This is a genomic window from Stella humosa, assembly GCF_006738645.1.
Classification (GTDB): domain Bacteria; phylum Pseudomonadota; class Alphaproteobacteria; order ATCC43930; family Allostellaceae; genus Allostella; species Allostella humosa.
Map to the genome: position 1 here is coordinate 683,038 of NZ_AP019700.1, position 14,939 is coordinate 697,976.

The window sequence follows — 14,939 nt, forward strand, 5'->3', positions numbered from 1 at the left end:
GCGGCCTACAATCGCACGTCGTGAAGCGGCCGCCCCCAGTCGGCGGCCGCCTTCACCGACCGCTCGATATCCTCCTCGATCATCAGTCCGTCGGCGACCAGGGCGCGGGCCGCCGCCTCGATCGCCGCCGCATAGCCGGCGGGCGAGCCGTAGCGGGCCAGCACCGACGGCCGCGGGTCGCGGGTCGCGTCCCGCTCTTCCTCGGTGTCGGGGAAGGGGATGTAGCTGCCGGTGAACTCGTGCATGGCGCCATGGCCGAAGCCGCGGTCGCGGATGTTCCAGCCGGTATAGGTGCCGAGCGGGGCCCCGACCATCGGCGCGCGCACGCCGGCCACGTCGTTGCCGTCGGCGTCGACCGCCGGCACCAGGGTCGGATAGCCCTCGGCCGCCAGCACCTTGGGCGGTTCCTGGTCGATGATGCCGTCCGCCGCCCGCGGCCCGAAATCCAGCAGCGGGCAGGCATTCACCCCGGTCGGCTGGGCGACGCCGGGAATGGCGGGGAAGCGCTGGCGCCATTCCTCGGCCGTCACCAGCGTGCCCTCGGCGCGCAGCGGGATGCGGCTGGCGGGCGGGGGCGTGCCATCGGTCGCCCAGCGGTCGAGCGCATCCAGCATGCCGCGGAACAGCATCGAGGTCTGGACGATGTTGAGGTACTGCCGGCACACGCCCTTGGCCGGGCGCCTCACGTTCGGGTCGGCGAAATGCTGCGAGCTGGACCACAGGTAGACGCGGACATTGTCCGGTTGGGCCAGGTCGTTGCCGTGGGCGTCGGTATGCACCAGCGAACCGCGGCGCTGCCAGTATTCGATGGCGCTCTGGGTGTGCAGGACCAGCGGGTCGGTCGCCGGCCGCTTCAGGATCGCGTCCTCGCGGCCGGAATGCGGGTCGACGGAGGCCGCGTACGAGAAGGGGAAGCGGTCGGCCATCGTCGCATGGTCTTCGTACTGCTGGCCGGCCGGCGATACCACCAGCGAGAAGCGGTGGTTCATCCACATCAGCCCGCCGCCGGAGACATGCGGCAGCACGCCCTCGAACACCTGGCGGCCGCCGGCATCGGCGTTGTAGCCCTGGTAGAGGAAGTCGCGGATGCAGCGCCCGGTCTGCGAGCGGCCCCAGGCGTAGGCCTTGTCGATGCCGCCGGCCAGCGGGTTGCCGGCACCGGTGTCGTGCTTCAGGAAGGCGACCAGGTCGCGGACGGCGACGTGCCCCAACCCGTGCACGCGCGGGTCGCGGGCGGTGTAGACCAGCTCGTAGATCCAGCCCGGCTGGAAGCCGGCGGGCAGATGCAGATGGGTGTCGGACGGGATGATCGCCTGTTCCGCGCCCTGGTTGTCGAGGCCGCTGCCGCCCTCCACGCGCGCAAAGGCCCATTCCGTCGCCGCGACGGCGATCCGCGGGTCGCCCTGGTAGCGGCGGCGGGTCAGCGTCGCCTGGGTCGGGTCGAGCGACACGGTCGGGTAGGAGCGGGTCGAAGCGCGGCCGGACAGCGGCACCACCGTGGTGCCGGGCTTGTCGACGATGATTTCGGTCCGCACCGGGCCGGTGATCGGCTTGCCGCCATCGGTCGCCACCGGCACGTCCAGGATCAGCCGGCCGTTGCCCGGCAGCAGGTCGCCTTCCCAGGCGCCCCAGACGATGGTGTAGCCCCGCCGGAAGAGGTAGCCGTTGCCGGCGTGCGCCAACGTCGCCGGGTCGTTGGTGGGCGGCGCGTCGTTGAAGAACTGCAGCTCCCGCTTGTTGCCGCGATTGCCGTAGCCGAAGAAGAGGCGCCGGTTGCCGCGCGCCATGTCGACCGGCTTCAGGATCATGACGTCGGCTGCGAACTCGACCAGGCCGTCGGCATTGCGCGGTGCCCGGTCGAGGTCGACGATGCCGGCCTGGGCGGCCGCGGCCGGATCGACGGCATAGTGGGCGCGGCCGACCAGCTTCTCGTAGGCGCCGGCCTGGCCGAACTCGGCCCCGTCAGCGAAGGTCGTGCGGGCGGTGATCTCGATGCGCGTGCGGTTCGTCATGTCGGCGGGCATTCCTTGAATGTTCGTCAGCGGGCGAGGAAGGGCAGGTCGAGCTGGTGCTGGCGGGCGCATTCCACCGCCTCGGCATAGCCGGCGTCGGCGTGGCGCATGACGCCGGTGGCGGGGTCGTTCCACAGCACGCGCTCCAGCCGGCGCGCGGCTTCCTGCGTGCCGTCGCAGACCACGACCATGCCGGCATGCTGCGAATAGCCGATGCCGACGCCGCCGCCATGGTGGATGGAAACCCAGGTGGCGCCGCTGGCGCAGTTGACGAGCGCGTTCAAGAGCGGCCAGTCGGCCACCGCGTCGCTGCCGTCCCGCATCGCCTCGGTCTCGCGGTTGGGGCTGGCGACCGAGCCCGAATCGAGATGGTCGCGGCCGATGACGATGGGGCCGATCTCGCCCCTGGCCACCATCTCGTTGAAGGCCAAGCCCAGCCGGTGGCGGTCGCCCAGCCCGACCCAGCAGATGCGCGCCGGCAGTCCCTGGAAGCGGATGCGCGCACGCGCCATGTCGAGCCAGTGGTGCAGGTGCCGGTCGTCCGGCATCAGTTCCTTCACCCGTGCGTCGGTGCGGTAGATGTCCTCGGGATCGCCGGAGAGCGCGGCCCAGCGGAACGGCCCGACGCCGCGGCAGAAGAGCGGGCGGATGTAGGCCGGCACGAAGCCCGGGAAGTCGAAGGCGTCGGCCACGCCGACATTGCGCGCCATCTGGCGGATGTTGTTGCCATAATCGACCGTGGGCACGCCCATGCGGTGGAAATCCAGCATGGCGCGCACCTGGACTGCCATCGAGGCGAGCGCGGCGGCCTCGACCCCCTTGGGGTCGCTCGCCCGCCGGTCTTCCCACTCCGCCAGGCTCCAGCCGGCCGGCAGGTAGCCGTTGATCGGGTCGTGGGCGGATGTCTGGTCGGTCACGGCGTCCGGGCGGATGCCGCGTCGCACCAACTCGGGGAACACCTCGGCCGCGTTGCCCAGCAGCCCGACCGAGACCGGGCGCCGCTCGGCCTTGGCGCGGGCGATGATCGCCAGCGCCTCGTCGATCGTGTCGGCGCGTTCGTCGAGGTAGCCGGTGCGCAGGCGCATGTCGATGCGGCTCGCCTGGCATTCGACCGCCAGCATCGAGGCGCCGGCCATGGTGGCGGCCAGCGGCTGCGCCCCGCCCATGCCGCCCAGCCCGCCGGTCAGGAACCAGCGCCCCGCCAGGTCGCCGCCATAGTGCTGGCGCCCCATCTCCACGAAGGTCTCGTAGGTGCCCTGCACGATCCCCTGCGAGCCGATATAGATCCAGGATCCGGCCGTCATCTGGCCGTACATCATCAGGCCCTTGCGATCGAGCTCGTGGAAATGGTCCCAGTTGGCCCATTTGCCGACGAGGTTGGAGTTGGCGATCAGCACCCGCGGGGCGTCGGGGTGGGTGCGGAAGACGCCGACCGGTTTGCCGGACTGGACGCACAGGGTCTGGTCGTCCTCCAGCCGGGTCAGGGCGGCCGCGATGCGGTCGAAGGAATCCCAGTCGCGCGCCGCCCGCCCGATCCCGCCATAGACCACCAGCTCGTGCGGGCGTTCCGCCACCTCCGGGTCGAGGTTGTTCATCAGCATCCGCAGCGCGCCCTCGGTCTGCCAGCTCCGGGCGGTGCGTTGCAGCCCGCGCGCGGCGCGGACGGTGCGGGCATTGTCCAGGCGAGGGTTCATGGGGTGCCTCACGCGCGCCAGACGACGGGGAAGGCGGGGGAATCCATGGCCGCACCGACGGCGGGTGCCCCCACCTCGGGCGGGGGCGGCGACATGAAGCCGTCGCGCAGGACATAGCGGGCATCGTCGCCGGTCCAGCGCGCCGACACCACCCGCCGGCGATTGCCCGTGGAATTGCCCGGCGCGCCATGCAGCGCCAGCCCGTGGAAGGCGATCAGGTCGCCCGGCTCCAGCGCCCAGCCGACGATGCGCCAGCGGTCACGGTCGCCCTCGATGTCGGGCACGGGCGTGAAGTTCTTCTGCTGGGCCGGATGGTCGTTGCCGTCGGCGAAGCGCCGCGGCGTGTACCATTGCCCCGACCGGTGCGATCCGGCGACGAACTCCAGGCTGGTCTCGCGCGCGACCGGGTCGAGCGGGATCCACATGCTGATGATGTGGCTGCCGTCGACGACGTAGTAGGGCTGGTCGTGATGCCAGGGGGTCCGTTCCTCGGTGGCCGGCTCCTTCACCAGCACATGCTCGTGGAAGAGGTTCACCTTGGCCGATCCCATCAGGGCGCCGGCCAGCGCCGCCAGGGGCGAATGGCGCAGCACCTCCTCGTATTCGGGGATGCGCTGCCAATTGCAGTAGTCGCCGAAGAAGAGGCCGGGCTTGCCGTCGGGCGTGTACGTCTTCGCGAACCGGCCGGGCTCGCGCAGGTTGCGCTCGACTCCGGCTTCCAGCAGGCGGCGCCATTCGGGACCCAGCACGCCGCGGAGGCAGACGGCCCCATCCTCGCGATAGGCCCGGATATCGGCATCGGTCGGCATCATTGGCGGCTCCCCCTCCTGGCGTCCAGGAAGGGAGCCTAACCCGATCCTCGCCCGCGCGGGAGTGTCAGGCGAGGGCCACCCTGTCCCAGGCATCGGCGGCCGACCGCTCGATCGCCCCGCCTGATACCAGGTCGCGGGCGGCGGCCAAGTCGGGGGCCAGGAAGCGGTCGTCGTCGAGGTGTGCCACCACCGCCCGCAAGGCGCCGCGCGCGCGTTCCAGCATCGGGCTGGAGGCCAGCGGGGCGTGGAAGTCGATGCCCTGGGCCGCGCACAGAAGCTCGATGCCGACGATGCCGGCGGCGTTCTCGGCCATCTCGCCCAGGCGCCGCGCCGCGTGGGTCGCCATCGACACATGGTCCTCCTGGTTGGCCGAGGTCGGCAGGCTGTCGATGCTGGCGGGTGCGGCACGCTGCTTGTTCTCGGACGCCAGGGCGGCTGCCGTCACATGGGCGATCATGAAGCCGGAATTGAGGCCGGCATGGCGGGTGAGGAAGGGCGGCAGGCCGCTGATCGAGCCGTCGGTCAGCATCGCCACCCGGCGCTCGGCCAGCGAGCCGATCTCGGCCACCGCCAGCGCCAGCAGGTCGGCCGCGAACGCCACCGGCTCGGCGTGGAAGTTGCCGCCGGACAGCACCTCGCCCGTGTCGGCGAAGACGAGCGGGTTGTCCGACACCGCGTCGGCCTCGATCGCCAGCGTGGCGGCGGCATTGCGCAGCAGGTCCAGGCACGCCCCCATCACCTGCGGCTGGCAGCGCAGGCAGTAGGGGTCCTGCACCTTGCCGCACTCCTTGTGCGAGGCGCGGATCTGGCTGTCGGCTGTCAGGATGCGCAGGGCGGCGGCCACGTCGCGCTGGCCGGGATGGCCGCGCAGGGCATGGATGCGCGCGTCGAACGGCGTGTCGGAGCCGAGGGCCGCATCGAGCGACAAGGCGCCCGTCACCAGGGCCGAGCGGAACACCCGCTCGATCGCGAACAGGCCCGACAGCGCCAGCGCGGTCGAGACCTGGGTCCCGTTCAGCAGGGCCAGCCCCTCCTTGGGGCCAAGCTGCAGCGGCGCCAGGCCGGCGGTCGCCAGGGCAGCCGCAGCCGGCATCGTCCGCCCCGCCCCGCGCGCCTCGCCGACGCCGATCATGGTGGCCGCCATGTGCGCCAGCGGCGCCAGGTCGCCCGACGCACCGACCGACCCCTGGGAGGGGATGAGCGGCAGGATGTCGGCCGCCAGCATCGCCTCCAGGAAAAGCACCGTTTCCCACCGCACGCCCGATGCGCCGCGAGCAAGGCTGGCCAGCTTCAGCGCCAGGACAAGCCGCACCGTCGAATCGGCCAGCGGCGCCCCCAGCCCGACGGCGTGCGACAGCACCAGGTTGCGTTGCAGGGTGGCCAGGTCCTCGGCCTCGATGCGGGCGTGGGCCAGCTTGCCGAAGCCGGTATTGACGCCATAGACCGGCGCACCGCGCCCGACGATGGCGGCCACCGTCGCGGCCCCGGCCTCCACCGCCCCGCGCGCGGCCGGGTCGAGCCGCACGGCCGCACCCTCGCGCAGCACGGCCGCCCAGGCATCCAGCCCGTGCGTGCCGACGCCGACCTCGATCGTTGCCCTCATTTGCCACCCCATATGCGCCGGTAGAGCGGGTTGAAGCCGATGCGATAGGCCAGTTCCGCCGGCCGCTCGATCGACCAGATGGCCAGGTCGGCGCGCCGCCCGGGCGCGATCGTGCCGGTGTCGCCACCCATTCCCAGGGCCGTTGCCGCATGGCGCGTCATACCGGCCAGCGCCTCGGCCGGGGTCAGCCGGAAGAGGGTGCAGGCCATGTTCATCGCCAGCAGCGGCGAATTCAGCGGCGAGGAGCCGGGATTGAGGTCGGTCGAGATGGCAATCGGCACCCCCAGCCGGCGCAGCAGGTCGACCGGCGGCAGCCGCGTCTCGCGGATGAAGTAGAAGGCGCCGGGCAGAAGCACCGCCACGGTGCCGGCCCGCGCCATGGCGATAGCACCCGCCTCGTCCAGGTACTCCAGATGATCGGCCGACAGGGCGCCCATGCCGGCGGCCAGGGCCGCCCCGCCCTGGTCCGAGAGCTGCTCGGCATGCAGCTTGATCGCCAGGCCGCGGGCCCGGGCGGCCGTGAACACCCGCGCCGTCTGGGCGGCGGTGAAGCCGATGCGGTCGCAGAAGGCGTCGACCGCATCGGCCAGCCCCTCGGCCGCGACCGCGTCCAGGATCGGGCCGGCGCAGAGGTCGATATAGCCCTCCGGGTCGTCGGCGAATTCGGGCGGCAGGGCGTGTGCGGCCAGCAGGGTGGTGCGCGTCGTCACCGGCCGCACCCGGCCCAGCTCGCGGGCGACGCGCAGCATCTTCACCTCGTCGGCCACCGACAGCCCGTAGCCGGACTTGATCTCGACGGTAGTCGCCCCCTCGGCGATCAGCCCGTCGAGGCGGGGCAGGGCGCTGGCGAGCAGGTCGGCCTCCGAGGCGGCGCGGGTCGCCCGCACGGTCGACAGGATGCCGCCGCCCGCCCGCGCCAGCTCCTCGTAGGAGGCACCCTCCAGCCGCAGCTCGAATTCATGCGCGCGGTCGCCGCCATGGACGAGATGGGTGTGACAGTCGATCAGGCCGGGGGTGATCCAGCGGCCGTCGAGGCCGGTGCGGCGCGCCGCGCCAAGGCCGGTCGGCAGGTCGGCCATCGGCCCGACCCAGGCGATGCGGTCGCCGGCAATGGCGACCGCGGCTGCCGCTCCGTCCGCGACGCTGCCATAGGGGTCGCCGTCGGGCGCCATCGTGGCGATGCGCGCATCGACCAGGACATGGTCCACCTGCATGATCGCCAACGCCTCCTCGCGCCTGCTCCGCTGCGGGATGTACGATAGGCCCACGAGCCGGCGACGACCACGGGGACCGATCATGCAGCGCCATCATTTCGCCCATGCCTTGCTGCCGGAGGGCTGGGCCGACGACGTGACGATCGCGGTCGACGATGGTGGCTGGATCCGGTCGGTGACGGCGGGCGCGCCGGCCGACGGCAACGGCCACGCCGGCGTGGCCGTCCCCGGCATGCCCAACCTGCACAGCCACGCCTTCCAGCGCGGCATGGCCGGCCTGGCCGAGCGGCGTGGCGCCATGGAGGGCAACTTCTGGGGCTGGCGCGAGGTGATGTACCGTTTCCTGGCGGTCCTCGACCCGGACGACGTCGCCGCCATCGCCGCCCAGGCCTATGTCGAGATGGTCGAGAGCGGCTTCACCGCGGTGGCGGAGTTCCACTATTTGCACCACGACCCACAGGGCCGGCCCTATGCCGACGCGGCCGAGATGGCGGGCGCCATCGGCCGGGCCGCGGTCGAGAGCGGCATCGGCCTTACCCACCTGCCGGTCTTCTACGGTTTCGGGCGCTTCGGCGGCGGCCCGGCCGATCCGGGCCAGCGCCGCTTCGTCACCACGCCGGACCGCTTCGCCCGGCTGGTCGAGGCATCGCGCTCCGCGCTGGCGGCAGTGCCAGACATGGCGGTCGGCGTCGCCCCGCATTCCGTGCGGGCGGTGACGGCGGAGACGCTGGCGGCCGTCGTGGCGGAGGCCGCCGGCGGGCCGGTCCATATCCATGTGGCCGAGCAGCAGCGCGAGGTGGACGAGTGCCTCGCCTGGTGCGGCCGGCGGCCGGTGGACTGGCTGCTGGACGAAGCCGCGGTCGACGGTCGCTGGTGCCTGGTCCACGCCACCCACGTGACGCCGGCAGAGGTGGCGCGAATGGCGGCGGCCCGCGCGGTCGTCGGCCTTTGCCCCATCACCGAGGGCAATCTCGGTGACGGGATCTTCCCCGTGCCGGCCTTGCTGGAAGGGGGCGGGCTGCTCGGCATCGGCAGCGACAGCAACGTGCGCATCGACGTGGCCGAGGAACTGCGGCTGCTGGAATATGGCCAGCGCCTGCGCGACGAGGCCCGCAACGTCGTCGCGGCCGGGGCGGGGCAATCCACCGGCCGAGCGCTCTTCGAACTAGCGCTGGATGGGGGCGCGCGTGCGCTCGGCCGCCGCGTCGGCCGGCTGGCGCCGGGCTATCGCGCCGATTTCGTCCTGCTGGATGACGGGCATCCGGCCCTGGCCGGGCGCAGCGGCGACCACTGGCTCGATGCCTGGGTCTTTGCTGCCGACGGGCGGGTGGTGAAGGCGGTCTGGATCGGCGGGCGGCCGGTGGTGGCCGATGGCCGCCATGTCGCCCGCGATGCGGTGCGCCGACGCTTCGGCGCGACCATGCGGCGGCTCATGGCCGCCTAGACTAGGCCTGGGGCAGTCGGACCGGAAAGCAGGCGGTGTGCCCGCCTTCCGGCCCATCAACCCATCCTAGCCGTCAGCCCATCTCAGACGGCCGGGCGACCGCGATAGGGGTCGACCGGCGAAGAGGCCGGCAGGGCCGGATTGCCGGTGCCGCCCAGCGACTCGATGCGGCCGGTCAGCCGGCCGCCATCGGCGACCTCCAGGCGGCCGTAGCGGATTTCGCCCTCGATATTGCCGGTCTCATGGACGATCAGGCGCTGGGTGGCGCGGATCTCGCCCTCGAAGCGGCCGCGGACCTCCGCCGTCTCGCACTCGATGGTGCCCTCGACACGGCCGTTGGCGTCGAGGACGAAGGACTTGCAGGTGGTCTGCAGGCGCGCCTTCCCGGCGACATAGATCCGGCTACAGCGTTCGATCGTTGCGGCGATCTCCACGCCTTCGCCGACCGAAAGGTAGCTGTCGTTCGTCGGTACCGCAGTCACTCGATCCCGCTCCTCTTGCACGTCCTGGGATGTGGATTTGCCGGGGCAGCGAACCCACCCCACCAGCCGAAGGTATCAGAACGGCTCGCGCGCGGGGAAATTTCCCGCAGCGACGGCGGCGATTCCGAGGGGCGGACCCGGCTCGGTCGCCGCCATGCCAAGGCGGCGGGCCCCGCCCGATCGGGATCCCGCCGAATGAAAGCGTCAGCGCTTCTGGGCGGCGGCGGCGGCCTTCACTTCGAGCCGCGACAGGTCGCGGACGCGGCCATCGACGCGCTGGATGGCACGCATCAGGGCGCTGTGTTCCTCGCTCAGCGCCGTGGCGGACGGGGTGATCGAGAACTCGGCCTTGGGCAGGGGCAGCAAGGTCAGCTTCAGCTCGGACACCTGCATGCCGCCGCCATTGTTGATCGAGACAACGGTCGACACGATGCTGCGCTGCACGGACGAGATCACGCCCGGAAAATTGATGCGATGGAGCTGCATCTGCTCGTCGAGATAGTCGATGTCGGCTTGCGAGATCTCGCGCACCAGCCCGAACTTGAAGGCGAGGCCCGGGATCAGCCCGACCTCGTTGTCGATTTCCTTCAGCTTGTAGCCGGCCATGCCGAGAAGCTTGAAGAGCTGGCCTGCCTGCTGGGCGTCGTCGCCGGCAAAGTCGGTGGCCGAGGGTGGCGCCACCTGGTCGATGGCGCTCATCGCCAGGTCGGCGGCCCACTGCGCTGCCTGCAGGCTGGCGGACCAGAGCTTGTTCAGGGTCCGGGGACGGTCGCGCACCAGGTCGGCCGCGTCGTCAGGCGACGGTTCGGCAGTCACGGCGGGGGGCGGCGCCAGGGGACCGGCTTCATTTGCACTGCCCCGCTGGGCGGGGGCGCGGTGGCTGCCGGAGGGGTGGCCGGCGCGGTGGCTGCCGGCGCGGTTTGGCCGATTGCGGCGGTGGTGCCCGCGAGGACGAAGGCGCAGGCGGCGGCAGCGAGAGTGCGGCGCATCGTTGTGCTCCTCAGCGTTCCATGATGGCGAGCCGCAGCGCACGGCCGCGTTCCTCGGCCCGGCGGTCGTCGCCCAGCGGCACCACGCCCTCGACCGTCAGGTAGCCATCCGGCCCGATCGTCCGCTCGCGGGTCAGCTCGGTGATCAGTTCGCGCAGGCCGGCCACGGGGCCGTTGCCGCGATAGTCCTTCACATGCGCCTTCTTCACATAGACGAAGAGCGGGCGGTTGAAGGGATATGTCCGCGCGGCGACGGTGGTGGGAGACGGCAGGATGCCATCCAGCGGCAGCACCTTGAGTACGTCCGTCATGGCGGTCGCGATGTTGAACGGCACCACCGCGATGGTGCCGGGCGGGGCGTCGGTCATGGCCAGGCGGATCGCCTGGTCGAACGGCACGCCCACCTCCACGATGGCGCCGTCCTTGCGGAGCTGCACGCACTGCTTCACCCGCTCCTCGGCCGAGAAGATCAGCTTTACGGCGGGGATGCCGCGGCAGGCGGCCTCCAGGAAGCGGTCCTCGAAGAAGCCGCGCGAGCCAAGGCCGGGGGCGGGCAGCACCACCCGGATCGGCGTGTCCGGCAGGGCGGGGTCGATGTCGCGCCAGCGCTTGTTGGTATTCTCGGAGAACTCGCCGTCGACGGGGAGTTCGCGCGCCACCGCGGCGTAAAGCTGCTGCAGCGTCAGCTCGAAGTTCGTGTCGCTGCGCCGGGTCGCCAGGGTCAGCGTGCTGTAGCCCAGCGGAATCTCGACAATCGCCGGGACGCCGCTGCGCTGGCACTGCTCGAACTCCGTGATCCGCATGCGGCGGGACATGGCCAGCACGCTGGCGCTGTCGGCCGCGGCAGACCGGCAGAACTCCGCCAGTCCACGCTCGCTGCCCTTCAGGTCCATCTTCGGCGGCGCTACCACCCCGCCTTCGGTGAGCTTGGTGAAGACGGCTTGCAGATAGGGGCTGACGAAGGTGGAGCCCACCACCTTGATCGGCTCGTTGGCCAGGGCGGGGGTGGCCGGCATCGCCAGACCCACGGCCACGCAGGCGGCAGCGATCGCCACTCCCAGGCGGCGCACCGGAAGCGCCCATCGACCAATCCGACGACCCATCCCAGTGCCCCCTGCTGCAACCGTTCGCCACAGGATAGCACTAATCACATGGCCAATCGCCATCGCCGATGGGTCCAGATCGAATATTATGTGCGCCGGTTATGTGCCCAGCATCGCCGCTTGCAGCCGTTGCGGGTCCTGTGCGAGGTCGGCTCCGGTCGTCTCCAGCACGATCCGGCCCACGCGCATGACGCAGCAGCGATGGGCGATCGACAGGACCGCGGCGTTCTGCTCGGCGACCAGGATCGCCGTGCCCGAGGCCGCCACCCAGGTCAGCCGTTCCATCAGGTCGAAGATGACGGCGGGCGCCAGACCCAGCGTCGGCTCGTCCAGGACCAGCAGGCGCGGCAGGTTCATCAGCGCGCGGCCGATCGCCAGCATCTGCTGCTGCCCGCCCGATAGCTGCCAGGCCAGGGTCCGGTCCCGGGGCGCCAGTTGCGGGAACAACTCGTAGACCGCGGCCACGCGCTCGCGCCGGACCTTGGCGCCGGCGCGGCAGACCGCCAGCAGGTTGTCGCCGACCGTCATGCCGGGGAAGACGCGGCGGCCCTCGGGCGACAGGCCGATGCCGAGCTTGGCCCGCTGCTCGGCCGGCAGGGTGTGGATCAACGTGCCGGCCAGCGCCACGCTGCCGCCGGCGGCCGGCAGCAGCCCGGCCACCGCCTGGATCAGGCTGGACTTGCCCGCACCGTTGACGCCGAGCAGCGCCGTGACGGTGCCGGCCTCGACCGTCATGTCGATGGTGTCGACGACCTTGCCGCCACCGCGCACGACGGTCAGCCCGTTCAACGCCAGCAGCGGGGGCGGCGGTGCCGGCTGGGGGCCGGCGTGGTCGGCGGTGCCGGCGGGGCTGCCTGGTCGATATCGGTCATCGGCCGGCCTCCTGCGGCTGGGCGCTGCGGCCGATATAGGCGGCGATCACGGCCGGGTCGCGGCGGATCTGGTCGGGCGTGCCGATGGAGACCAGCCGGCCCTGGTCGAGGCAGGCGACGCGGTCGGCCAACCCCAGCAGGAAGCCCAGATTGTGGTCGACGATGACCATGGCCAGCCCGCGGGTCTTGAACACGCGCAGGCGCTCGGCCAGGTAGGCCTGCTCCGGCTCCGACAGGCCGGCCGCCGGCTCGTCGAGCAGGATCAGCTCGGGGTTGCGGGCCAGCGCGCGCGCCAGTTCCAGCCGGCGCTGCGCGCCGGGCGGCAGCGACCCCGCCGGCCGCAGCGCGTCGCCGCCCAGGCCCAGCGCATCCAGGATGGCGACGGCTTCTGCCCGGGCGCGGCGCAGGCGGCCTTCGGCGCCGATCGCCAGCAGCGTGCCGAGCAGCCCGCCCGGCAGGTCGCCGATGCGGGCGACGGCGACATTGTCCAGCACCGTCAGTTGCGGATGCAGGTGGACCGTCTGGAAGGTGCGGGCGACGCCGCGCTGGGCCAGCCGCGTCGCCGAGCGGCCCGTCATGTCCTCGCCCGACACGATCACCCGGCCTTCGTCGGCCGGCGTCAGCCCGGTCACCACGTCGACCAGCGTCGACTTGCCGGACCCGTTCGGGCCGATCAGGCCGAAGATCTCGCCCCGGCCGACCTTCAAGGTCACGCTTTCCATGGCGACGACGCCGCCGAAATTCTTCGACACCCGCTCCAGCCCGAGCACAGGGCGGGTGGTGGCCAGCAGCGAGCGGCCGGGCGCGCGCAGTGTCGGCAGCTTCTGCGTGAAGCGGGGCCGGCCGAACCAGCGGGCGCGCAACGCCTCCAGCCCGCCGACGATGCCTTCGGGGAAGAACAGGATCGCCAGCAGCAGCAGGGCGCCGAAGGCCAGCAGGCGATAGCCTTCCAGCACCTGGAACAGCTCGGGCGCCAGCACGACGAGGAAGGCGCCGATGATGGCGCCGGACGTGCGGGCGACGCCACCGACGACGCAGATGACGAGGCAGCGCACCATGATGTCGAAGTCCAGCACCTCGGGCGAGACGACCCCGATGGTGTGGACCTGGAGCGCGCCCGCCAGCCCGGCCAGCCCGGCGCTGGCCAGGAAGGCCCAGAAGCGCAGGCGCTCGCTGCGCACGCCGGCCGCCACGGCGGCGTAGGGGTCGGTGCGCAGGACGTTGAAGGCCAGCCCGATCAGGCTGCGTCGGATCTGGTAGAGGGCAAGCCCGGCCAGTGCCGCGATGCACCAGACCGCGACCATGGCCGACCAGCCCTCGAGCTGGGCACCGGCGAAGGACAGCGGGCGGATGCCGGCCAGGCCGTTCGACCCGCCGGTCAGGTCGATCCAGCCGATCGCCAGCACCAGCAGCACCTGGGCGATGCCCAGCGTCGCCAGGGCGAAATAGTGGGTCGACAGGCGCAGCACCGGCACCGCCACGACGGTCGCCAGGGCCAGCGCCACCAGGACGGCGGCCGGCAGGGTGAAGCTGCCGGTCCAGTCCCATTGCAGGGTCGCAAGCGCCGCCACATAGGCGCCGACGCCGAAGAAGGCGCCCTGGGCCAGGGAGAAGGCGCCGGCCAGGCCGAAGACGAACTGATAGCCGATGCCCAGCAGGGCATAGATCGCGACCTGGGTCAGCAGCCGGATCGCGTAGGGGCCCTCCAGCGGCAGCATGAAGGCGACGAGCGCGCCCGCCGCGAAGATGAGCGGCAGGCGGATGCCGCCGGCGAACCAGAGGATGGCGCGGGTCATGCGCGGCGCCCCGTGGCTTCGCCCAGGATGCCGGTCGGTCGCAGCAGCAGGACGGCCAGCAACGCCACATAGAGCAGGGCGTCGGCGGCGAGGTGGCTGGTGGCGGCGGCCACGAAGGATTCGAACAGCGCGATCAGCAGGGCACCCAGCACGGCCCCCCAGATCCGGCCCCAGCCGCCGATGACGACGGCGATATAGGCCTTCAGCATGAAGTTGGCGCCGTCGGCGGGGGTGACGAAGAACTGGTTGGCGACGAGCAGCCCGGCCGCGCCCGCCAGCGCGCCCGCCAGCGCGAAGCTCAGCAGGATCAGCGGGATGACGGGGATGCCGAGCGCCCGGGCGATCTCCGGGTCCTGGGCCGTCGCGCGCAGGCGCCGGCCAAGCTGGGTGCGCTCCAGCAGCAGATGGAGGAGGCCGATCAGGACGGCCGCCGTGGCGATCATCGCCAGCGCCTGCCAGCCGATGCTGGCCTCGCCCAGGCGGGCCTGGCCGGCCGCGACCAGCGGCGAGGCGGTGGCGGGCTCCGGCCCCGACAGGGCCAGGATCATGTTCTGGACGATGATGCCGAACGCGATGGTCGAGATGAAGACCGCGGTCGGCGGCCGCCGCCGCAGCGGCAGGAATGCGACCAGCGACAGCGCCAGCCCGATCAGGCCGGTGCCCAGCATGACCGCCGGCAGCAGGACCACCCCCGGAAGCTGGGTCATCGGCGACAGGGCGACGGCCAGGAAACCGCCGGCCACCACCAGTTCGCCCTGGGCGAAGTTGACGGCGTTGGTCGCGTTGAGGACGAGCACGAAGCCCAGCGCCACCAGCGCGTAGGTGGAGCCGAGCGAGAGCGCCGACAGCAGTAGCTGCAGCAGGTCCGTCATGGGCGGGGCCGGGCCATGAATCGGCTCTCCGCAAGGGTCTTTGCCG

At 71.9% G+C, this 14,939-nt stretch carries 12 protein-coding genes; 1 reads left to right on the forward strand and 11 read right to left on the reverse strand.

From position 1 onward, the window contains the following. Positions 1–5: 5 nt before the first annotated feature. From STVA_RS03230 to hutI, 5 genes are all read right to left on the reverse strand, one after another. Entirely contained in the window at positions 6–2,012 is a 2,007-nt protein-coding gene (locus STVA_RS03230; protein WP_142235629.1) for an alpha/beta hydrolase domain-containing protein, read from the reverse strand. 26 nt (positions 2,013–2,038) lie between these two features. Beyond that, positions 2,039–3,706, reverse strand: coding sequence for a urocanate hydratase (gene hutU, locus STVA_RS03235; protein WP_123694259.1), 1,668 nt, complete (start codon positions 3,704–3,706; stop codon positions 2,039–2,041). A gap of 8 nt (positions 3,707–3,714) precedes the next feature. After that, on the reverse strand, positions 3,715–4,518 hold the full coding sequence (locus STVA_RS03240; protein WP_197735777.1) for a phytanoyl-CoA dioxygenase family protein: 804 nt from the start codon (positions 4,516–4,518) through the stop codon (positions 3,715–3,717). 64 nt (positions 4,519–4,582) lie between these two features. After that, the gene (gene hutH, locus STVA_RS03245) at positions 4,583–6,121 is read right to left on the reverse strand and encodes a histidine ammonia-lyase (RefSeq protein WP_123694257.1); all 1,539 of its coding nucleotides are present in this window, start codon (positions 6,119–6,121) and stop codon (positions 4,583–4,585) included. Then, positions 6,118–7,344: an imidazolonepropionase gene (gene hutI / locus STVA_RS03250; protein ID WP_420822810.1), complete on the reverse strand. Its 1,227-nt coding sequence runs from the start codon at positions 7,342–7,344 to the stop codon at positions 6,118–6,120. Before hutI ends, hutH begins: the two co-directional genes overlap by 4 nt. A gap of 73 nt (positions 7,345–7,417) precedes the next feature. Between hutI and STVA_RS03255 the strand changes: the two genes are divergently transcribed. After that, positions 7,418–8,779: a formimidoylglutamate deiminase gene (locus tag STVA_RS03255; protein ID WP_123694255.1), complete on the forward strand. Its 1,362-nt coding sequence runs from the start codon at positions 7,418–7,420 to the stop codon at positions 8,777–8,779. Between the two features lie 83 nt (positions 8,780–8,862). Here STVA_RS03255 and STVA_RS03260 read toward each other — a convergent pair whose 3' ends face one another. The 6 genes from STVA_RS03260 to STVA_RS03285 all read right to left on the reverse strand — a co-directional run bounded on the left by STVA_RS03260 (position 8,863) and on the right by STVA_RS03285 (position 14,893). Beyond that, entirely contained in the window at positions 8,863–9,261 is a 399-nt protein-coding gene (locus tag STVA_RS03260) for a bactofilin family protein (RefSeq protein ID WP_170216667.1), read from the reverse strand. Positions 9,262–9,465: 204 nt separating this feature from the next. After that, positions 9,466–10,077: a hypothetical protein gene (locus tag STVA_RS03265; protein WP_142235630.1), complete on the reverse strand. Its 612-nt coding sequence runs from the start codon at positions 10,075–10,077 to the stop codon at positions 9,466–9,468. A gap of 184 nt (positions 10,078–10,261) precedes the next feature. After that, positions 10,262–11,320, reverse strand: coding sequence for a PstS family phosphate ABC transporter substrate-binding protein (locus STVA_RS03270; RefSeq protein WP_170216666.1), 1,059 nt, complete (start codon positions 11,318–11,320; stop codon positions 10,262–10,264). Between the two features lie 132 nt (positions 11,321–11,452). Then, complete coding sequence (locus STVA_RS03275) at positions 11,453–12,142, reverse strand: ABC transporter ATP-binding protein (RefSeq protein WP_197735778.1); 690 nt, start codon at positions 12,140–12,142, stop codon at positions 11,453–11,455. A 79-nt stretch (positions 12,143–12,221) separates the two neighbouring features. Continuing rightward, entirely contained in the window at positions 12,222–14,021 is a 1,800-nt protein-coding gene (locus STVA_RS03280; RefSeq protein ID WP_123694245.1) for a branched-chain amino acid ABC transporter ATP-binding protein/permease, read from the reverse strand. Then, positions 14,018–14,893, reverse strand: a complete 876-nt coding sequence (locus tag STVA_RS03285; RefSeq protein ID WP_123694243.1) for a branched-chain amino acid ABC transporter permease — start codon at positions 14,891–14,893, stop codon at positions 14,018–14,020. Before STVA_RS03285 ends, STVA_RS03280 begins: the two co-directional genes overlap by 4 nt. Positions 14,894–14,939: the final 46 nt, after the last annotated feature.

Bases quoted from the DNA above. Each gene is read 5' to 3' on its own strand.
- STVA_RS03285 (WP_123694243.1), bottom strand. From the start codon at position 14,893: ATGACGGACCTGCTGCAGCTACTGCTGTCGGCGCTCTCGCTCGGCTCC.
- STVA_RS03280 (WP_123694245.1), bottom strand. From the start codon at position 14,021: ATGACCCGCGCCATCCTCTGGTTCGCCGGCGGCATCCGCCTGCCGCTC.
- hutU (WP_123694259.1), bottom strand. From the start codon at position 3,706: ATGAACCCTCGCCTGGACAATGCCCGCACCGTCCGCGCCGCGCGCGGG.
- STVA_RS03230 (WP_142235629.1), bottom strand. From the start codon at position 2,012: ATGACGAACCGCACGCGCATCGAGATCACCGCCCGCACGACCTTCGCT.
- hutH (WP_123694257.1), bottom strand. From the start codon at position 6,121: ATGAGGGCAACGATCGAGGTCGGCGTCGGCACGCACGGGCTGGATGCC.
- STVA_RS03255 (WP_123694255.1), top strand. From the start codon at position 7,418: ATGCAGCGCCATCATTTCGCCCATGCCTTGCTGCCGGAGGGCTGGGCC.
- STVA_RS03240 (WP_197735777.1), bottom strand. From the start codon at position 4,518: ATGATGCCGACCGATGCCGATATCCGGGCCTATCGCGAGGATGGGGCC.